The organism is Pseudomonas sp. TH34, assembly GCF_016650865.1.
Taxonomy (GTDB): Bacteria; Pseudomonadota; Gammaproteobacteria; order Pseudomonadales; family Pseudomonadaceae; genus Aquipseudomonas; species Aquipseudomonas yamanorum.
Genome location: NZ_JAEKFB010000025.1, coordinates 99,092 through 120,035 on the forward strand (window position 1 = coordinate 99,092; position 20,944 = coordinate 120,035).

The following is a 20,944-nucleotide window of genomic DNA, read 5'->3' on the forward strand; positions in this document are numbered from 1 at the left end:
GTAAATATGAAACTCTGGCGCCTATTCTTCTCCAAAATTGAGACTTCATCGTTCGCAACGGTACGAAGGCCGCGATCCGAAGACTGCGCATCAGCATCGTCACATGCTGGCCAGAGGTAACGGCTAGCCAACAAGGCACAAGACAAGCGCCCTCACCCATCATTTCCTAACTCGGTTTTGCGGCCGACCACGCCAGTGGTGAGCGTGGATCTTCGAGCACGGCTGTCGTGAATCAAGCCTCCCGAGACGCGGCCGTTTTGACCGTCCCGGCTTCCATCCTCATGCCTGCGCGCTCCGCTTGCTTGTCTAGGTCATCAGAGCGCGAATAGAGCCAGAAACACTCAACTTGGGTGCAATGTACAACGCTCACGCGATCCATCCGTCCTCAGCCGCCATGGATGAGGGCCTAGTGGTCGCGGTTATTACGTCGTCCTCTGGCGTGAGTGTTGCGAGGTAGCCCTCAGCTTTCATCGCGCCGACCAACCTCCGGTTTGTCTCGGTGTTTCTTACCTTAATTTTCTTGACCTTCGCGCTCACGGTTTTGAAGTCCGCATCGTCGAGCAACGCCAGCGCAGCTGAAACGTCCGGCCACTTCATCCCGGGTAGACATTGTGTCAGCATCTCAGAACGATGCTCCGGTGTGAGGCTTGCGTTGCGAACCACATGTCGCAGCACAAGCATCAGCGAATCAGCAAACCTTTCGCCAGCTTGGTTGGCCAGCGTAGACACACGGGCGAGTTCAGACACCGCTTCGGGTTTGCTTTCAATCGTCTCCAAGCTTAGCCCTGACCACATTTGAATTTTCTGAGTGAGCGGCAACGCTTTGCTTTTGCTCAGCGTGATCATCGAGTCGAACTGGAGAGAACCGATATCGACCTCTGCCTTCGCCAGATCCCAGCGCTCAACCAAGTACTGGCCTTCCAGGTGCGGGCAGGCCTTCAATACGATCTCCCTGGCTTCCGGGCTGTATGGCAGAAACGCCGAGGTCACCAGCATGACCCAGCGTCCCGCAGGTATTGCTGTTCCGATCATTGAGAGATCTTGGAGCACGACGCCTTCTAGCAGTACCTTGAGCACCTCATTGCTGATATTGGGAGAGTTCAGAAGATACTGTTGAAGTGCCCCGTCTTGGCTCGTTAACTGCCACAGCTTGCCTTGAAGAGACGATGCGTTACGAGCAATGAAACCAGTAAAAACCGTTGCAAGATCCGATGCGCTTTCATCGCCCGCTGCATTGCTGTCTGGTGCAATGACTTTGTCAAAGAAACTCCATACGGCCTCGGCTTTGGCCGCCAGTCGATCACCTTCGACTGCCTTTGCCCATAGATGCCTTGGAGTCTCGTTGAGTGTTTGTAGGTTACATGTTGTGTGATCGAACAGTCTGTCTGCCAAGTCCTGATTTGCATCCAGTTCGGCCAGTAAACTTGTTAAGGACTCGCTTGATTCATCTAGGACCGCAGACTGATCCAGTAAAGCGCTGGCAAGCTCATCAGCGTGTGAAAGCAGATAACCAGCTAGCCTATCGATGCCCAGCGCCTGCAGCCTAAGCAGGGATATGATGCCCACATCAGCAGGTTCCGATTTGGCATCTTTGGAAGACTGCTCATTTTCTGACTTTGCGCATACCAGCGACAGCATGGGCAGGTTGATCTTGATGCAGCCCCATTCGATCAGTCTTTCGAGCTCTGAGAGACTCATCACGTTGCCAAGTGAGGCGAATTGGATCGGGTACGCTCTGAGCCACGCCCAGGCTCCCGTATTGCTTTCTAGACCTGGCATTAGTCGAGATGCATCTTCCAGACTGTCGATCATAGGCACTAGATCCGTGAGAGCGTCATCGGCTAAGGTCTTGAATTCGGATTCTGCTAGGTTGTCGACGATTGCCTTGACTAGCGCCTGACGGGCCTCGCTTCCTTCAAACACACCGCCCGCAACCCCTGTGTCCCCGGTGTTGAAAAGCCTAAGAAACAGCTTTGGTTCAAGGTGGTAAACGGCCTTGATGAACTCAGCCGCTTCCGTTCGAGTCAAAAGATCGTGTACTGCGAATGCCATGCGCTCGGTGTGCTCGTTAACGCCACTCTTCAGCACCTGTCTTAGCTGGGCGTCTACAGCAGCGTTTGTGGGCGAGGTTGTTCGGGTGCAGAGACAGGCGATCAAATCGACTACGATCCCCCGGCCCTCATCCAACTCGTCGCTCTTAAGCTTCTCAAGCACATTGTTCGGGTTGTCGACGGACGTAGATACTTCCGGCAGCACACCACGTCGCAGCGAAAGAATCAGGTCTTTGTCAGCAGGCGTCAGCGATCCCTGGTAGAAATAACCCAGGTAATCGGTGTAGTCAGCATCAAGAAAACCATGCTGCATCAGATAGCTCACGACGTCCAAGCTCTGAAGATTGTTCCTTACGACATCTCCATAGCCTTTCTTGACAGCGGACTTGAAAGACATCCTGCTGACCTGATCAGATTGCCTCTGCGTCGCCGCGATCTCATCCGCAATCGTACTGAGCCGCCGCCCAAGCAAGGAATGGCGCCGCTCATAGGAGGTCGCTTTGAGCACCTCAGCCATCGAGACACTCCGAGAGGCGTAACTAGCCACCTGCCCATATTGCTGCAGGGCATCCGTTGTGAGGGTCGTGGCCTTACTCATCAATGAGTCGAATACCTCGTCGGTAACGAATTCCTGCGGCGTGTACCGGGCACCACCGCCTCGGACATGGGTCGCGATGCTGGTTTCGGTCAAGCGAAGAATGGTGAACCAGACGTACGCCCTGAGCTCAGTGACATTGTTGGCCAGTTCGGACACGCGATCTTCACGCTCACGGCGCAAATCATCAAGCTGCTTGGCGTATGCCTTGTTTTGCTGGATTTTCCAGGCGTCAAGTCCCTTGATGACGCCATAAATCGCCCCCCGACGTTTAACTAGGTCTGCATATGCTCCGGGGTGCAGGTTGCGAATGGTGACAATCGCAAACAGTTTGTCTGGTTCCAGGCGTAACCCGCTCGCCAGGATATTGGAGAACATATCGAACTCATTGACAATATTTTTCACCAGCCGGAGGTCGTCGATGTAATAGCAGACGGTCTCCAGCAATCGACGATCGAGATGCTCGCCCAAGGGTTTCGATTTGAAGGTTCGAAGGTTCAGAAGCTCCAGCATTTTTTCTTGGGAGTTTTCCGAGTTGATCACGGGGATCACTGGAACGATGAGGTCAAAAAACTTCGTTTTTTCGCCAACGACGAACATTTCATCGCGCAACGCGTAGACGAAATAGACGGGGCGGCTCACCTGGGGTGACTGCTTGATGATGAAATTGATTTCTCGCAATCGGGTGAACACGTCATGAATGCCAAACCGGTCGAGATCCTCAATGATCACAACGTCAATGCTGCTGCGCTCAAAGCAGTAGATGATCTCATCAATATTTTTGTGTAGGACGGAGCCATGGTGGGTAGTCTCCAGTTTGCCGCCTTTGAGCGTCAGCCCGTCAATGCTGAATAATGAGACCAATCTCAGGCACGAGTGCAGCAGCTGTATGCATCCTATCGCGGCGATTCCGACGGCGAGTGGGCTTGGTATCCACAGCAGCCACTCCAGAAGCCAAGTCGGTTCGATTTTCGGCAGCTTTTCTGCCACGGGAATATAGAGTCTGAGCGCCGCCAAAATGAGGAGGCCATAGCAAAGCGTTTTCCACCAGATCTTTATGCCCGACGCCTGGTCGATCCTCTTAAGACGGGTCTTGGGGAGTTTTTTTGCGGGTACGGCGTAAAGTAGTTGCTGAACGATTGTCTCCTCGATACGCGCAACGAGATCGGATTCAGCCTTATTTTCCTCGGATTTAGATTCTTGCCCTGCCTTGGCCGGTGACCCCGATGAGCGTGCAGAGTCGGAGGGCGTTGTTCCCTCCCCGGCCACGTCAGTCTCAGTAACAAGCTCATAGGCTCCAGAGATTTCGTTGTCCTTGCCGAATGTGGCCAATGAAACAAACGCGTAGACAAACTCTGGGTGTCGATGGACAAAGGTGCGAAGCACGCTGCTCTTCCCTGCCCCGTACTCACCAGTGACCGCGATGTTCCTGACCTGATCGTTCCTCAGGCCGTTTAGTAACTCGCGTTCATACCGATTGATTTTCCCAGGCTCAATAAGCACAGGAGTTAGTGGTTCAAACAGGTTTTCATGAGCAGGCGCGGCCAAATACGCACGTGCGGCCATATAGGCGCTGATGGCCGCACGTGGGTACCGCTTCAAGGCGGCTAGCGTGCGGCGAGTCTCGTTGCTCCAAGTGATATAGACATCTAATGTCCGGTGATAGATCGCGCGCAAGCGAATGAACATCCGTGTCTCCAAGCAGGCTGGCGGCTACCAGGCATTCATCTGCCGAAGACTGAATGATCGATCTTGGGTCTGATCTGGGAGGTGAGCTTCTGGTAAGCCTAATGCGAAGGCTAAGATGATAGCTCACGGCCATCCTCACCTGCGAACGCTTTGTTCTTCTTGTAGACGCTTCGATGTTGGCTTGGCGTTCGGCGATTGGGGCGAGTCAGACCTGCCCTCTACTGCGCTAAATGCTGCAATGGGGCGCATCAGTAACACGCCTAGCCGTCCTCCGCCGAGTAGCGACTACCCGCTCACGTCCCTGCCGAGTTCATTAGACCATGGTCACGTATCAAGACTCTGGCTCACTAACGAGGCAATGGCCGATACTAGCGACCACTTTTCAGACAGCTCAAAAGGACTTGGTGAACTATGTCATTGGATGTGGCCTACAGCATTGAGGCTGACGATTTTGTCGACCCTGATCGCGCCTACGATCTGTACTGGTCTGGGGTGATTACTAACAAGCGCGCATTCGTATGTCCGGCTGCTGACTGCTCCGCCCAAGTAACCTGCGCGAATCTGGACAAAGACGTCCAGAACATGAGGGTAGTCCCGCACTTCAAGGTCTACGGAGCTCATAGTGAAGCGTGCGGCATTGCCAACGGCGCCCCCGCCGACTTGGAGCTCGAACCCGCTGAACTGGATGGGCAGGAACGCAGAACTGTTGACCAATCCATTGTCGACGTCTTCAAGCTTGAGCGACCTGCCTCCTACTATGACGAGCATGCGGTCGAGCCTGACGCGGACGTCCATATAGCGAAAAAGCGTGCGAGAAGCACCCGTCCCTACACCCCGAAGCTAGGGGAATCAGGCATAGTCGGGCCCATTTACTCGGTTCGATCTGTAGTCAGCAGATACATCCGATACCGTTCCGATGAGACCCTTGAGTTCCGGCGGTTGAACATTGCCGGGCAGGACGTACCCTACGCCAGCATCTTCAAATGCATCTGGGAGCAGGATCTGGACGACCTGCCTGACCACCCCATCATTTACTACGGCTGGGCGTATGTGGACCGCACGAAAGCCGATAATGGCTACCGAATCAAATTCAAAAAGAATTTCAAGCGAGGAGACGACAGCCTGATCACCTCATGCTTCGTCTCCGACGCGTTCATAGAAAACTACAAGCTCAAGAACCTGATGGCAGTACGGCTTTCCAAGATCGCCAAGAAGGACAAGCCGACAGCGTTCGTGTTTCTCTACGGCCAACCCGCAATACGGACGTCGAATGAACGTTACTATGCAAACTTCGATCTGAAGAATCTCGACATGATTGACGTGAACTACGACTGCCCCCTACCACCCAGATACGATAAGTAGTGAGTCTCACACCGCGGCCACGGACGGCTCTGCAACGTCCTGCAGAGCCTGGCGAACCCCTAGCTTGTCAGTTTTCAAGGAGATGGAGCCCATACTGGCAGTGTGGATGTACCAACCTTGTCGATGACGATGGCCAGACTTTGTCGCGCACGTGTCGCCGCGACATAAAACGCCGCTGCAGCCGTGGCCTCCAAAGGTGTGCCCTTCTTGATGAAGCTTTCGATGTTGGCGGTGGGTGCGAGCAATACTCGGTCAAACGTCGTACCCTTCACCCCTTTGAAGTTCTGAAAATTCAGATTGAGGTGCTTCGCCGAGCTGACCGAATGCCTTAGGCACTGCGGTCTAAATTGGCCGACGTACTCATCGACATGCTGAGTATGGAGAAGGAACACGCCATCATGCTCAGTCTTATCGAGGTTCTCCGAGGTAGTGCTAGGGAAGCCCCACGTGGCGTCGAAGATGGTATCGGAAAACGTCGCGATCTCGGCTCTGCATCGGTAGGTGATGGTCGCGTAGGCAATGGTGAGAAACCCCTTAGCCTCTTTATCTCTAAACCATTCGAGCGACGCGGCGTACCCAAATTTCTTGTTCTTCTGGCCTCGGGGATTTGTAGACAAAACAGCCTGCCTGACATCTCCCACCATCCGCACATCGATTTTAGAGCCAAGCAGGACTTCCACGACTTCCCAATCGAAGCTGGCTAGATCTTGGACTTCATCGATCAGTATCTCGTCGTAGATGCACTCGAGCCTTCGCAGGAGCGCCGGCGTCGCCTCCATGAGTTCAAAGGCAAGCTTGCCGAGTTCGCAGGCATACACCCGATTTCCTGAGTCCATGAACCTGGTTTTGCCTTTGGCGAACTGGAACGGTCGCCCTTCAAAGTCGAAGCCCATGACCCGATCATTCGGGAATTTGAAGCGTAGGAATGGCTGAGCAAAATGACGGAGCAGGAAGGTGTACCAACCCATGACCTCTATCGTGCTACTGTCGCCTGCCTGGTTCGCTAACCGCGAGCGGATTTCTTGCTGGTTCGTTTGCGTGAACGTGAGCACCGCGATCTTTCGATCAGTCGCTTTCCCACAGTAATCGACGAGGCCCTGCGTCTTTCGTCCGCCAGCTACTGCGAGCGTCAAATAGTTAGGCATTCTGAATGAACTCCGCCGCTTCCTTCATGTAATTCGGTGCGGTTAGGGCTTTCGGGGACTCAGCGATGAGCAAAGCTCCCTCAGTTTTTTCTCGTGTCATCCAGGTCATAAGGTCGGCTTTTGGCGTGATCCTAAGCACATCCCTTAGATGAGCTTCACCGTTCGCTGTGATCAGTTGCGGTTCGAGGGTACGGCCATCACTCACTTCGCCTATGAAGAGTTCTCGTTTTTTGCCGTCCAGCCACTTCTCGACCTGCACCCGAAGATCAGCCGGCTTAATACCGTCGTTATCCCGCATCACAGCGACCGGCTTATCAACGGCAGCACAAAGCTCCAGACAGCGGGCCAGCGCAAGCCCCCGCATACTGATGACATCGACCCCGGCAGCCATGGGCGTTAACCGGTGAACGTCGTTGAACACCCTTTCGAAAATGATTTCGTCAGACGGCCCCTCCACCAAGACAACCTTTTTAGCCAAAACGAGACGGAGCGTGTCATAACCTGGCAGGCGCTGGAAGTACCGTACGGTGCCTAGATCAAGAGCAGTGATCTTCGAGGTATGATTCCGATTCAGCAGGTGCAGGGAATTGAGACCGAGGCGATTCAGCACGTATGTGCTGTGCGTGGAAACAAACAACTGCTGGTCGTCAGATGCAAGCTTTTCTACACGGTCAAGAAGCGTCGACAGGCTGGTATGAGAGAGATGATTCTCTGGCTCTTCGATCATGACGATCTTTACTTTCGCTGAGTGACGCTTCATCGCGAGCGATATCTTGATCGCAGCTTGTTGACCCTGACCTGCCATCGAGAAGGGAACGTTGTCTACGTAAGGCGCAATGACGCTTTCCCAGGACGTGCGCGACGTCTGATCCATAGCCAATGCCATGGGTTCCGCCAGCAAAGATGCACCCAGTGTCGAAAACCTTCTATTCACTGTCGCCAGAGCACCCTCAGTCATCGACGCTTTCACCGTACGAAAGCCCAATGAGATTTCAGCTTTCTCGGTGGTCTCCAAGTGATCACTCAGAATCTGACGCAGGTGGTAGTCCACACCTGCTGAGGACTTGACTGTCCTAGAATCGATGGTTGCCACCGACAGTACCCGTGGGCGCTTCGTTAGCTCCCGGTCAGCGAACGATCGCCATTCGCACGTGTAGTACTCAACGGGCAGCAGGGCATTAGGTGCTTTTAGCCAGTCATCCAGCATGTCCTGATACTCTTCGTTGGGGTAGATCCTTAAGAAGACGCCCGGGCATGCATGAGTTGGTACAGCTGTGTTCACGGCACCGCAGAGCACCTGCAATTCATCGTCATCGCGAAGGTAAAGTTCGATCAGGATTTCGGGTAGTGCGGGCTTCTTGCCGGCGGTTCGTTGCGCTACAAACTCCTGAACGAGCTCGGTGTTGAACCAGTGCGGATTCAATTCTTCGAGAACGCTGCGGCCGCCGATCCGGCCGTTCAGGGCCAGCGAGACCGCTTCTATCAAGGTAGATTTACCCGCGTCGTTGCCGCCCACCAAAATGTTCATTTTGGGGTTGGGAAGAAGGTTGAAATCCTTGTAGATGCGGTACCCACGGATGTGAATTCTGGTGATCATGATCGTCATTCCCTTGGCGAAAAGTACAGGTTTATTAGCTGTTTCAGTCGATGCCACTGGGATGCTATAGGCGAATCGTTGTACCTGTCGATCTCACTACACCTAATCGCACCGCTGCGAAGCAGCGATGGCTAAATCGTTACGGTTATTCAGGGTTTAAGTCACGCTGGAAATTATCGAATCCCGTAATGGCGTGCCCTGTCTGACCAAGGCTCATGGCGAACTGGATCAGACTTATATGTGAAGCTCACACCTTGGATTTTATGGATTGTAATGCCGCCTCTAGCGAGCCGCAGACTGGCCTCGGGCGCATGTATACGACCCATGAAGTCATGTGCTGAATCTTCGGTAGGTGGGCTGCCCTCCCAGATCTGTGGGTAGAAAATCCATTGGTCTTCGTCCGACTCCCACAGGCTCACCTGATCAAGTGCATCTTGATCCTCAGTTTTCTCGACCGCGCTGGCCTTGTGAAACAGGATGGCGTTCAGACCTGGCGATGCATCTTTGGGCACCTGAACAGATGGAAAGAGGATCCCGTCCAAGTTAAGGGTTTCGTTTGTCGCAAGGCTAAAAGGGAGAAATTCCGGCAAGAGACACAGAGATCTGACTTATATTCATAAAATCAATGAGTTGTGAGTTGCAGATATTTGGAGAATTTCCTAATTCTGGAAACTGGTGGTACCACACTGTTGGTAAAGGCAACAAGGCGGCAAAGATTGCTGTGCGGGATGTATACGTAGAACGCTACCTTAAGCGCTATCGACGATTTCTGGGATTGCCAGAGTTGCCTGCTAAAGACGAAAGCACGCCTCTGATCAAAACACTCAATGGCCGTGCGGGTTTGTCAGATCGACAGATCCGCGCCCTCCTCCAAGCCGTTTTTGATAAGGCCACGGACAATATGCGCAACGAGGGTCGAGCCCTTCATGAGTTGGAAAGCCTGCGTTGCGCTTCGGCTCATTGGCTACGGCACACCTCCGCCACCTTTGATGCACCTTTGCGCAATCCAAAAGACCTGCAGGAAGACTTACGTCACAGCAATCTCAGCACCACCCAGAACACTTACTATCACTCTCATGACCAAGAACGGGCGCACTCTGTTAAGCGTATCGGCATGCGGGATCGCGGTTGAGCTCGCACCATATGCGTAAGCGGGCGGAGGACACATCTTGCGTTTTATCGTCGCGAGTTGCGACTCTAGGTATAGGCAAGTAGACCTCTCTTCAAGCCCGACAAATCCGAAGCGTAGCGATCGTGCGAAGAGCCAGTTCTTGCGGCTAAGAGCCCTCTGAACTGGGGGCTGAGGGATGATCGAGGTGAGTCCAAATAATCCACGAGGCGACAGCAGGATTGACATAGCGATTATGGATATTGTTCATTTGCGCCTTTGCGTGAACCACAGAGTGGTTACGGGGATCTCCGTAGCGCACCCCTCTTCTGATGAAAATCAGATGGCCCAGTGCCAGGTAACAATGTCCTGCCCCGTCGAACGTATGCGATCAACGGCTGAGAATCCCGCCTAGAGCGGGATTCGTCGTTTCTAGCCCTTCAACTACTCGGAAGTAAATATCGAAATTTCTGGCATGTAAATATCACCGTCCGGCCGAGTCACCTACCGAACTCCAGAATTAAGGGCGATGGTGTCCGTGTATTTTTAAGCGAACGCGAACACCCTTATCGATAGGATTTCCATGCGCCAACGTAGCTCTTATCCCAAACCTTTCAAAGTCCAGGTCGTCCAGAAAGCGTAATGCGGCAAGGTGTGATTGCGGGACGCTTACCGCCGATAAGCGGAACCCCCAAAAATAGTGGTTGCGCGGCCATTTTCGGTTAATATTTTCTGAGTGTTGGGCGCACATTTTAAGAAAATCTTGGCGCGGTTAAGAAAATCTAGCCAACGACAGGGGAAAAAATGGGAAATCTAGTGGGTTACGCCCATTAGCATCAATGCGATGGAGCTACCCATTGGTGCGGCAGCAACTGTCCAATCTCACTGGCCCTCTGTGTCGGCATCCGCGCAAGTACATCCTCCAGATAGCCACATGGGTCATGCCCGTTCATGCGTGCCGACTGAATCAGGCTCATGATTGCTGCAGCCCGTTTTCTGCTGCTACGCACCGACGGCTTATAGCTGCTCTCTTAGTCGATACGGATGCAATTAAACTATGCCTCCAGAGTCCAAAGCACGGAGTGCCCGGCGGACTTGCCGAGCACCAATTTCAGTCTCGCACAGCATAATTGGTAAGCTACCGCCGATGGCTTTATTTGGTCTTGCCATCCATTGAACCGCGGCATCTCTATTCTCAAAGACTTTTTCGGCCTGGTGTGAAACGGTAGCGATGCGATCCAGCCGCTCGGACGCGGCGGTGCCAAGGGTTCGCTGCTCTCGTACTCTCCGTTCAAACGTTGCCATTGATATATTGAGGAGAACGGCGAAGGCGTGTTCTTGAAGGTTAAAAGTCCGGAGCATGGCTTGAAAAAGATGGGCGGGAAATCCGTTCTTGATTTGGAGCAATCGCTCTGAGTCCCTAAGTGCATAGCGAACGGAACTGAAGGCCCAAAACTCTTCGGCGCCTAAGATACGCAACCTTTCACTCCTTTTATTTCGGTGCTGTTCAGTTGCAAAGCTCAACGGGTCTACTCCTCCAAGCCGGACTAGCAAGATTTTGATGATCCTATCATCAGGTTACGTCGACCTTTTGTTAAAATACCCCCTTGCAAATGTCGAGAGTCTCCCTACCTACTGCCTGGAGTCACGAAAAAAGTCACCCCTGACAACCAGGCCAAGTTCTTCAGAATTAGCTTGGTCACTTTCATCGAAAATATTCTGTATGCGCCGCTCTTGCTTTATGTAAGCAATCGTTCCGAAGAAGCAGTTCTCACAGAGATGAAGCTCATACCGTTCGCCATCATGTTTTGTGCCAAAACCCCAGTGTGCTTGGAGAGTTGCGAACTGAAATCCATCGATCTCCGATCGGGTTGAGCACCTACACACGTCGCACTTTACGTCTGTTACTGCCTCTATCTCGACTCGCTCAATAATCTTCATCGCTCGCCTCAAGACTTACCGCCATTCGGTCGGTTTGATTTAACGTTTATAGGGCATCGTCAACTTAAATTGCTGGAGCGTTTGCTGGGGAAGGATCATCGACGGCTAGTAGTAGGAGAGGTAGTACCTTCGCTGCCGGGCCTACCAGCATCAACTCGTTCGGGTTACCAAGAGCCACATCTGACAGGTTCACATGGATGACCGTTGCACCCGCTGCCATAGCGATTTCGGGAATATCAGCCGCAGGGCGGACAACGCCCGAGGTGCCGACAGATATCAGAACGTTGCAGCTTTTAACTTCAGCCATCGCTGTTTTCCACGCTCCGTAAGGGAGATCCTCCCCAAACCAAACTACCCCGGGACGTAGCCGACCGTTGCAGCGCAGACAACGAGGTGGTTGGATTAACTCGAACTCATCCGAGATCGCCGCTTGCTCGTTTGTCAGATCCGCAGGACGCTTGCAGGCGAAACAGATTGGCGTGGCCAAGCTTCCATGGAGGTGCAATACATTTCGAGAGCCGGCACGCTCATGCAAGTCGTCAATATTCTGAGTTACCACAAAGACACTTCGGCCTGAGTCAGCCAGGCGCGTAACCACTTGGTGTGCGGCGTTAGGTTTTGCTTGCTTCGCCTGATTGCGGCGCCATAGGTACCAACCCCAAACCAAAGCAGGATTCTCTCGAAACGCGGCCGCCGTTTCGAGGCGCTGGGGATCATGCTTCGCCCAAAGCCCCGTGAGCTTATCCCTGAAAGTGGGAATACCGCTCTCTGCTGAAATACCTGCACCCGTGAAAAATACAACCTTTCGAGCAGCACGAAGAGCTTGTATAGCCCTGCTCATGTCGTCCATCTGATCAGCCTCTGTTCACGTATTCACGATTCACCGCGTATTTACGCTAATTCACAATTTCGGTGCCGACAAATACAGGACGGCGAGAAGGGACTCGAGAACCGTACGGCATCGCCATCCCTGCCCTCTTCGTCTATCCGACCCCGGCCTTACGAGCGTTTGTGTTTTAGCAGTCGACACCTAATGTTGCATACCTTACGCACTGACCAAAGGCAGTACGGCGCGCTCCACCACTTCAAGTACCTAAGAAAAATTTGCCGCGGTTATGAAATGATTATATTGGCCTTAAGGTTGGTGGTTTTTTGCGGTGAGTAAGTCGGGAATAGCCTCGTCAGCCATAGGCATTTCTTTATAGAAGGGGCTGACTTAGACATTGGAGGTTTTACGCATATCTATGCTATTACCCTAAAATCGAAGGCTGCAACCTGAGTTTTCCGGCTGCCGAGAAGCTATTGTGTCCTATAGTGTTCATCTTTCAAGTGCCGACGTGCGATTGTTTTGCTCAGATGACAGCGATCTTAGCTCGAAAGACCGTCGGCCAAGCCGCTTGGGGCCACTGATTTGTGTTCGTTTGATCCAAAATCAAGACTCGATTTCTTTGATGACTTGCTTAAAGAGCGAGGCAAGATCCGCTTCTGGCTCAAGAACTAAGAACATTTCCACTATGAGGGTTAGAGGGTGGACCCCGGTACGTCTGGCAAGCTCGACTGCTTTTTCTAAGGTGACGTTCTTAAGCCCCCTCTCCAGGGTGCTCAGGTAGGTCCGGCTGCTGATCCCATGGAAATCCTCCTGAGTCAGTCCCCGCCGAGCGCGCGCGTTACGCATCGCAACCCCAAAGGCTTCTTTGACTTCCATTATCGTTCCTCGCAAAAGGAACGATGAAGCCTTTTTGAATACTATAGGACTACAATCTATAGTGTTCATTTAGCTAGAATTAACGTGTTCGCGTGATTCTCTGCCGAAATCCTTCCCGTACGCCATCCTTACGTCGGGCTAGTCCTTGCTGCTCACTAGAGCAGTTACAACTCACTTATCACGGTGCCTTGAGTGATTTTTGTTTTTGACCCAGCCCATCTAGAGGTTCGCACCTGGACTCACGGGGAAATCGAAGGTCCTTGCTTCATCGCTACCATCACGTCTATGCGCACGGGTGAGAAAAACCGCGCTGCAGTGATCGAATGCGCGTATGAATTGCAGCACTACCTGTCCGTGGTGAAAGACGTAGTGGTCGAGCATGTCCACATGATGTGTCCTCCGACGGTCAGCGGTCGAAGTGAATGGGCTCTTGAGAAGCTTGAGAGCATCATCGTATTTCAGGGGGTCGCAACTAACGCAAACGCGGTTGTTTACCGAACCGCCATCGCAAGCTACAAGGTCGGCGACCTAGACTTGCGGAAAAAAAGAGTTCACGAGTTTTGTACTCGCCTCAGCATCTTCAAAACCACACACCAACGCGCGGGCTAGAAAGGCTCCAGAGCGATAGTGCATCTCTCTATGGTCCTCTCTGGCGGAAGTAGTTGATTTGGCACTAGGGGAGCGGAGAAAGCGGCCGCGCCCACGGAGCTGGACAAAGCCCGACATTCGTTGCTCAATCAGGTCTGGTGCTGGCCGGGCCAAAGGCAAGGATTCAGGAAAGGCTGTGAAGCCGTCGCAAGGCATGTCGGGCCATGATCAGATTTTCGTCAGTGGGTATGACCCAGGCCGACACAGGGCTATCAGGCATCGACAGGCAGCCTGATAAATCATTTGCCTCACTCTTATCGCGCTGCACACCCAACCATTGGCAACCGTTAAGAATCGCGGTGCGCACCGGGGTGGCGTTTTCACCGATGCCTCCCGTAAATACCAACGCATCTACCCCGCCCAATACGGCCGCATACGCTCCAATCTCACGCAAAACGCTGCGTACGAACAAAGCAACCGCCGCCTTGGCTTCAGGCGCTTCACTGGTCTGCAATACATGCATGTCGCTAGAGATTCCCCCTGACACACCCAGGAGCCCGCACTCGTAGCCCGCACTCGTGGTACAGCAGGTGTTCCAGGGACGAAACGCTCATGCCGCGTTCACGCATCAAGTAGAGCAGGATGCCCGGGTCGAGATGCCCAGGCCGAGTGCCCATGAGTACCCCGCCCAGTGTGGAGAAGCCCATGCTCGTTGCCTGACTGACACACTTATGCATCGCGCACAGGCTGGCACCGTTGCCCAGGTGGGCGACGATGGTCTTGCCCTTCGCCGCTCGTTTGTCGTTTCGGGGCAGAATACTGGCGATAGGCGACTGTTTTACCGCCGCCAGGAAAACTCTATGGAAAAGTGAAGGTGAACTCCACTGCGCCATCGGCCTCACCCGCCCTCAACTCAGCAGGAGTTCCTGTACGAATGTAACTCGCACGCAGCGGTATCTGCGCCCTGTCGCCTATTCGCTGCATAGCGTAATCCACAAGGTCGTAGATGATTCGCTGCGAGGTCAGTACATTGGTCATGACAATGCCGAATCCCTGTGCAGATTGTTGCGAGGGTTTGATATTCAACAAGTCTGAGCCTGAATGTTTTGCGTATTTGTCGCTGAAAGTAATCCTGGGCCTGGCATTAGCTGCGCACTGGCTTAATTCAATATTGAACATTTTTTCTGCAGACGTCGAACCGACATAAGGAAATCCGCTGATGGCAAAACTGCCCAAGTCAACGGGTATCGTTCTGTACGCCTCGACCTGACAGGTGTTCGGAACAACGACAGGCCCTCCTCCTCCCATATTGATGATCGCCGGGCCCATTAACGGATAAGGTGCTCGACATATACCCCTGGGTATGACCGTAGACGGGACGTTGATGCCTGCCCCAAGACGGGCGTCACCTTGAAGGAGGTCAACTGCGTACAGCATCAACAGGGCGCTACCATCGACACGATCCACGGTCAGTTTGCCGCTGGGTAACAGGTTCGGAGGCACTGTGAGAATCAGGTATTGAATGTAATTGGTGGTGAGACTGGAGCCCTGGTTTTGACCGCCGCTTGAATCGTATTGCACGAGTTCCTTCTCGAATGCGACTGGCAAAGTGCTTTGCGTGATTGATCGCAGGATACCGTCTGAAGATCTGACGAAAACCTTAAAACCGATGCCGAAGACATTCGTGGGTGCAATGCCGTCGGGCAGGGGCGTACCCCCTGTCCAGTACCCGGCAGAAACCAGTTCGTGCCGGACGCTACCGGTAGATGGGCCAAATACATAGTTGGCGTTCAGCGCTACAGCACGCTGCCAGAGAATAGACCCGACAGGAGTGGAACTGGTCAAGGGAGTCACTTCTACCCACCCCCCCCCGATGCCGTTGCTGAAATCGCAATTGATCGCCTGGCTGTTGATCGTTGCGGCATCCAGAATACCGCTTATCAGAATACACACGAATAATGTGCCTGTGGAAAGCAAGGCAGGTTTAGGGCAAGCGAAACAGTCCCTCATGCAATGCATGAGGAGCAGTAGGCGTCTGATCATGGCGCTCTCGATGTCTTGGGCGTTGATGACCCGCAGGCGCGAGCTCTGCATGCTCTCGCTTAAGCGAAGACACACAGGGCTCCGCCTGCGGTTATCTGCAAGCGTTATGTCAGGTTATCGAATGATCCCCTGGTTAATCCCCGCCAGCGGTACCAGCAGAGCATTACCCGAGACGCCGTTGTACAACATCTCGCCATAGTTGGCCCCCACGAGACCACCATAGGTTTGGTAGTAACCACTCGAGGGAACGTTGATCTTGCCGCTGGCGACCGATTGACGAACGCTACCCTTGTTCAGCCCTATCAGGCCGCCCATAGTTGTGTAGGACCCGCCACTGACCATGCTGCTGGTCGACGAGTTAACAATCTGCGCATCGTTCTGACCAGCCAGGCCACCGACTATGCTGCGGCTTTCGCCTTTGACACTGCCGCTGGCCGAAGCCGATTCGATAGTATTGCCAATGTTGTTGCCGTTGGTGCCCACCAGCCCCCCCACAAAACTATTGCTGCTGGCGTACACTTCGCCACTCGCCTCGACCGACTGCAAATTGCCGTCGTTGAAACCGACTAGGCCCCCTGCATAGCTATTCGCGCCGCCGCTGACCTTGCCGCGCGCGACAGAGTGCGACACTGCACCGCCATAGTTATTGCCGATCAAGCCGCCGACCCGGCTGTTGGCGCCAGCGACCACAACACCCAACGCTTCAGCGGTGTTGATTTGGCCGAAGTTGTTGTTACCTACGAGCCCACCGACATTGGCCCCACTGGAGTCAGTCACATTTCCGCTCGCCTTGACATCGGATAAGGTGCTGTTCAGGTTCATACCGACCAGCCCTCCAATTGCCAACGAGCCATACCCGGTCACAACGCTACTGCTGGTTGACTGGCTGACCGAACTGTTAGCGTTGAGACCGACCAGGCCGCCGACGTTACTCGCACCAGTACCGCGCACAGCACCCGAGGAGATCGACCGCTCAATGAAACCATTCTGATTGAAACCCACAAGGCCACCGATGTTGAGCCCTGTATAGCTAGGCGAAGTCACCCCCTTGCTCGACGAATCAGTGATATAGCCACCGTTGTTCGCGCCGACCAGTCCACCTACACCGCCGGTCAGATTGCGCTGCATATAACCGCAAATGTTGGCGGCCGAGGTGCTGTTGGCCACGCTCGCAACGCCCCAGGCATTGGTAACGCTTTCCCCAACCAAGCCGCCGATCGAGAGGGTGTAATTGTTGCCGGTTAATGAGCCGGCAGTGGAAGCTTTTTCGACAGTACCGCCCAAGTTGCTGCCCACTAGCCCGCCGACTACGTTGGCGCTGCGCGAACCAGCGTTTACGTTGACGTTTGTGGTCGTGACGTTGGCTATCGTCCCGGAGTTCGTACCAACCAGACCGCCTATGGATGAGAAGCCAAGGTTGCTATTCCCGCCCGAGACACTCATGGACATCAGGTTGACGTTGCCGATGCTACCGGACGACGAGGCAAACAGCCCCACGTTAGATCCGAGATTGGTTACCGAAAGCCCACTGATCGTATTGCCCAGGCCATTGAATACCCCAGTAAACTGAGACTCGCCACCGATCGACTTGAAGGCATAGCCCGCGATCTTGTTACCCAGAACGTACAGGCCATTGAGGTTTGCATCGATGTCCTGCAACTGCGCGACATTCTGGATCACGGTGTAGCCGGCACCGTTCGAATTAAACCTGGCGCCTACCCCGGAGAGGGTGACTTGCGAATCACTGGTCATGGACGAGTGTGACCCGTAGTCCAGGTCAAGGTCGCTGTTGATCCCGGTCAGACTGATCATGTTATTCAGGTTCAAGTCTTTGCCAGCGTTCAATGCGACGCTGGCACCGGTTCCGGTCGCGCTAAGCGCACCGTTCAGATTGATGTCAGTTGCAGACTTCAGCGTCAGCTTGTTGCCGCTGCCCCAAGCAAGCGGACCGCCGATGGATAAGTCACCTGCGGTACTGACTAACTCAATGTTAGTACTCGACAGGTTGCGCGATATCGTGTCGGAAAAAGCAGTGCCTGCTGGGGATGCCGCTGTCGCACTAACAGTGACATTCGCTGAGCTGGTTTTCCAGGTCCCCGTCTGGCCGTTGCTGGCGCGCGAATCGACCTGTGCGCCCAACTGCGTCTCCACTCGGCTACCCTTGACCTCTATCACGCCACCGTTGCCGTAGCTGTTGAGTGCACTGGCGGTCAACGCGCCACCCACCTGAACCGTGCCTGCATCACCGCCATCAAGCACGATCCGACCGGCTTTGCCCGACAACGTTTTGGCCTCGATTGTACCCTGGTTGTTCACCACCGCCTGCAGCAGGGTGCCCGCACTTTTTGCCGTCATCAGTACCTGGCCGCCATCCGCCTTGAGCAAGCCACCGTTTTTAGCCAGGGCATTGATCGCCGCGCCATCGACCTGCAGATCCAGCAGATTGTTGCCATCGAAGTTCAATGTGAAGCCGGCGCCGGCGCCCAATGCCACCCGGCCCATCTCGGCCTTGATTGTGCCGTCATTTCGGACCCGCGAACCTAGCAACGCTACACTGCCACCTTGCGCGGCCGTGATGGTGCCGTAGTTGACAACTTCGGCATTAGAGTTACCGGCGAAGGTGTATTTACCCGCCAGAAAATCCGCATCGCTGATGCCTTGGGTGGTGGCTACCAGCCCACCAACGTTCACCTGCGCACCCTGGCCGAATAACACGCCATTGGGATTCACCAAAAACACTCGGCCGTTGGCGTCGATTTGCCCCTTGATGCTGCTGGCGTTGTTACCCATGACCCGGTTGAGGGCAACGGAAGAGCTGCTTGGCTGATTGAATTTGACGGACTGACCAGCACCCACACTGAAATCGGTCCAGTTGGTGATCAGCTTATCGGAATGCTGGTTGATGGACATCTTCTGCCCGTTCTCATAGCCCAGTATGTCCGCACTGCCGGACACGACGGCGCCACCAGCGGGTAACGCGAACGCAGGCGTCAACACGCCCATGCCCAGCAGCAACAGCGCGCCACCGATGACCTGCTTGCGGCTGGACTTGCAGCGACGGCGAACGCCCTCATGCGCAACTTTCCAGCAGCCCTGAGAGTGATTCCATACCAATGCGTAGATCTTGTTCACGTTTCTTCCTTTCTCTCGTTATTCGCGCTCAGCAAACCGTTGCCAAGCGCCAGCGCTTTCCGCGCATGTCAGTACGCGGAAAGATTGGGGAGCACTCCGGCCCTTTTATTGAGGGCCGGTAAGCACTTTGGTATTGGTTCTGGATCCTTCCTTCATTTCGATACCTGTGCTTGGGCACTGAAGGGAGTGCCGTCGTCGTCAACGACCTCGTAATGAATCGCCGCGCCGCTGGCGAAGCGCTCCTGTGTGTCAGGCAGGGCGATACGCGTCGTGCCATAAGGCTCGACGGTGACCCCTTCGAAATGCGCGGACCGGATGCCGCTGCCGAGTGTCAGGTGCAGCATCGATACGTAGTAGGCGGAGCGATTGCTGATCTTCAGTACCCGCTGCGGCAACGGCTCGATCGTCCATGAAAGCTGCGTGGCTGCCTGTGCGGGATGGCCCGGCATGCCATCGGGGCGGAAGAGCACTTTCATTCGCATGCGATAAGCAAGTTGCAACAAGTGTTTGCGACCTTGAGGGCGCGGGGGCACCTCGAGCAGGTTGAGCCAGAATACCGATTCTCGGTCCTGTGCAAGCTGCTCGCCGGTGTAACGCAACTGAAGTGCCGATCGCTGCTGAGGGTCAAGTCGCAGGATCGGAGGAAAAAGCACGAAGGGAACATTCAATTTGCGTGGGTCCGCCGCAATATCGCCCCGGTCGAGCCAGGCTTGCACCAGGATCGGTTTATCGCCGGAATTACCGACTTTGATCGGCAGTGACGCTGCGTCAGCGGGATAGATAAAACGCGTACCGATAACAGTCAGCGCAGCCTGTGCATCCAGATTCCATAGCATCGCCAGGGCAAGCCAAGCCAGACCAGGCCGAAGTATCTTCGATATGCGCATCATGCCTTCCCACTCCCGGCTGAGGGGGGTGCATCCAGGGCGGGCAACGAATGGCAGGTAAGTGCCAATACGTCATAACCGCGTTTGTCGCCCGCGGCTCTAACGGGCAAGACATAATCGATAAGACACTGCTGACCAGGCTCGCTACCCCATTCAACACGGATCGAACCGGCCTCTTTGTCGCTGCGCAGTACCAGTCGACTGCCCTGCCCCACGGCCCCAATGGTCTGGCCACTTTCGTTATCGATGGCCGTAGCCGCGAACGGCAGCAGATCACCATTGGTTAGCCGACTGTCGATCAGAAACGGCCTGGATTTCAGCGTTGGATAAGCCAGCATCACCACAGCCCCTGCACGCGGGGCAACGCTTCGGGTGCTGAACTGAAGTTCGATATCTTCAGGCATCCCTGCTGGATCAATGTCGATGTTATTGAGTTGATAAGGCGTAAGACTCGGCACGACTGCGTAGCCATTACCGTCCACATCAGTTCCGCCATATCCCACATGCGCACCCTTTGCCCTCGGCACATGCACCAGGCCGATGGTCTCGCCCAAAGGCTGAGATAGCGTCACGCCCCCTCGTGCAATAGCACGCCGCCCGATGCACCGACCGAACCCTGACGATAGTCCGGTCCTTGCGAAAGACTGGCGCCCAGGGAAACCTGAGGAAGCCGGTAATTAAGGCTGCCATTGCTGGTAGCCCCGGGGGTCTGCTCGTCACGGGACAATGAGAGCGAATAAGCGGCATTGCCCCTCTCATCCAGAGTGCCGGACACTCCGCTGGAAACCCTGGTCCCGGATAAATCGTCATGACTGACAAACCCGCTCAGAATTGGCGCGCCGCGTGTCTCGCGCCCCAGCGGGATAGAAACACTTAACGTCAGAGAGGTATTGGTGTTTCCGGCACTTCCATATAGCCCCCTCCCCGAAAAACCCTGGGTACGCTGCGCCATGATCGAATAACTGTTACCGTGCCACTGGTTGGTGTAACCCAAGGAGTAGGTTAGTGTCTTGCCGGGTTGATTCCAGTAGCCTATCGACGCGCCATTCAGATAGACGTGCCCCCTCCCCGCCAAGATGCTGGCTGATGTTCGCGTCCAGG

The 20,944-nt window shown here is 54.4% G+C and carries 15 protein-coding genes and 3 pseudogenes; 3 read left to right on the top strand and 15 right to left on the bottom strand.

Annotated elements, in window-relative coordinates; translation table 11 throughout:
• Positions 1-366 precede the first annotated feature (366 nt).
• Positions 367-4,335 (bottom strand): YobI family P-loop NTPase, encoded by a 3,969-nt coding sequence (locus JFU58_RS20300; RefSeq protein ID WP_201141908.1) that lies wholly within the window; start codon positions 4,333-4,335, stop codon positions 367-369.
• Between the two features lie 411 nt (positions 4,336-4,746).
• On the opposite strand from JFU58_RS20300, the gene JFU58_RS20305 reads away from it, so the two are divergent.
• Positions 4,747-5,697, top strand: coding sequence for a hypothetical protein (locus JFU58_RS20305; RefSeq protein ID WP_201141910.1), 951 nt, complete (start codon positions 4,747-4,749; stop codon positions 5,695-5,697).
• 74 nt (positions 5,698-5,771) lie between these two features.
• Here JFU58_RS20305 and JFU58_RS20310 read toward each other — a convergent pair whose 3' ends face one another.
• The 3 genes from JFU58_RS20310 to JFU58_RS20320 form a co-directional block, all read right to left on the bottom strand.
• Positions 5,772-6,842, bottom strand: a complete 1,071-nt coding sequence (locus tag JFU58_RS20310) for a UvrD-helicase domain-containing protein (protein ID WP_201141912.1) — start codon at positions 6,840-6,842, stop codon at positions 5,772-5,774.
• A complete protein-coding gene (locus tag JFU58_RS20315) occupies positions 6,835-8,439 on the bottom strand; it encodes an ATP-dependent nuclease (protein ID WP_201141914.1) in 1,605 nt (534 codons plus the stop codon). Before JFU58_RS20315 ends, JFU58_RS20310 begins: the two co-directional genes overlap by 8 nt.
• Positions 8,440-8,612: 173 nt before the next feature.
• Positions 8,613-8,981 (bottom strand): hypothetical protein, encoded by a 369-nt coding sequence (locus JFU58_RS20320; protein ID WP_201141916.1) that lies wholly within the window; start codon positions 8,979-8,981, stop codon positions 8,613-8,615.
• Positions 8,982-9,106: 125 nt separating this feature from the next.
• Here JFU58_RS20320 and JFU58_RS20325 point away from each other — a divergent pair.
• Positions 9,107-9,571: pseudogene (locus JFU58_RS20325) on the top strand (site-specific integrase); the annotation flags it as partial.
• 812 nt (positions 9,572-10,383) lie between these two features.
• Here the strand turns inward: JFU58_RS20325 and JFU58_RS20330 are convergent.
• From JFU58_RS20330 to JFU58_RS20345, 4 genes and pseudogenes are all read right to left on the bottom strand, one after another.
• Positions 10,384-10,548: pseudogene (locus JFU58_RS20330) on the bottom strand (transposase domain-containing protein); the annotation flags it as partial.
• Between the two features lie 49 nt (positions 10,549-10,597).
• Positions 10,598-11,071 (bottom strand): type II RES/Xre toxin-antitoxin system antitoxin, encoded by a 474-nt coding sequence (gene parS, locus JFU58_RS20335; protein WP_201141918.1) that lies wholly within the window; start codon positions 11,069-11,071, stop codon positions 10,598-10,600.
• A 481-nt stretch (positions 11,072-11,552) separates the two neighbouring features.
• Entirely contained in the window at positions 11,553-12,338 is a 786-nt protein-coding gene (locus JFU58_RS20340; protein ID WP_201141920.1) for an SIR2 family NAD-dependent protein deacylase, read from the bottom strand.
• Between the two features lie 582 nt (positions 12,339-12,920).
• Complete coding sequence (locus JFU58_RS20345) at positions 12,921-13,193, bottom strand: helix-turn-helix domain-containing protein (RefSeq protein WP_177072429.1); 273 nt, start codon at positions 13,191-13,193, stop codon at positions 12,921-12,923.
• 192 nt (positions 13,194-13,385) lie between these two features.
• On the opposite strand from JFU58_RS20345, the gene JFU58_RS20350 reads away from it, so the two are divergent.
• Complete coding sequence (locus tag JFU58_RS20350; protein ID WP_242488294.1) at positions 13,386-13,802, top strand: hypothetical protein; 417 nt, start codon at positions 13,386-13,388, stop codon at positions 13,800-13,802.
• Positions 13,803-13,965: 163 nt separating this feature from the next.
• Here JFU58_RS20350 and JFU58_RS32295 read toward each other — a convergent pair whose 3' ends face one another.
• The 7 genes and pseudogenes from JFU58_RS32295 to JFU58_RS32310 form a co-directional block, all read right to left on the bottom strand.
• The gene (locus tag JFU58_RS32295; RefSeq protein ID WP_242488295.1) at positions 13,966-14,304 is read right to left on the bottom strand and encodes a hypothetical protein; all 339 of its coding nucleotides are present in this window, start codon (positions 14,302-14,304) and stop codon (positions 13,966-13,968) included.
• 4 nt (positions 14,305-14,308) lie between these two features.
• Positions 14,309-14,674, bottom strand: coding sequence for a hypothetical protein (locus JFU58_RS32300; RefSeq protein WP_242488296.1), 366 nt, complete (start codon positions 14,672-14,674; stop codon positions 14,309-14,311).
• Positions 14,640-15,734, bottom strand: a complete 1,095-nt coding sequence (locus JFU58_RS20360) for a fimbrial protein (protein ID WP_342215288.1) — start codon at positions 15,732-15,734, stop codon at positions 14,640-14,642. Before JFU58_RS20360 ends, JFU58_RS32300 begins: the two co-directional genes overlap by 35 nt.
• Before the next feature lie 204 nt (positions 15,735-15,938).
• A complete protein-coding gene (locus JFU58_RS20365; protein ID WP_201141922.1) occupies positions 15,939-18,956 on the bottom strand; it encodes a two-partner secretion domain-containing protein in 3,018 nt (1,005 codons plus the stop codon).
• A gap of 152 nt (positions 18,957-19,108) precedes the next feature.
• Positions 19,109-19,843 carry a fimbrial biogenesis chaperone gene (locus JFU58_RS20370; protein ID WP_201141938.1) on the bottom strand — a complete coding sequence of 245 codons (735 nt, stop codon included), beginning with the start codon at positions 19,841-19,843 and terminating at the stop codon, positions 19,109-19,111.
• Positions 19,843-20,247 (bottom strand): FimD/PapC C-terminal domain-containing protein, encoded by a 405-nt coding sequence (locus JFU58_RS32305; RefSeq protein WP_446739984.1) that lies wholly within the window; start codon positions 20,245-20,247, stop codon positions 19,843-19,845. The genes JFU58_RS20370 and JFU58_RS32305 overlap by 1 nt, the downstream gene beginning before the upstream one ends.
• Positions 20,236-20,918 (bottom strand): annotated as a pseudogene (locus JFU58_RS32310) (fimbria/pilus outer membrane usher protein); the annotation flags it as partial. The gene JFU58_RS32305 and the pseudogene JFU58_RS32310, both read right to left, overlap by 12 nt.
• Between the last annotated feature and the right edge of the window lie 26 nt (positions 20,919-20,944).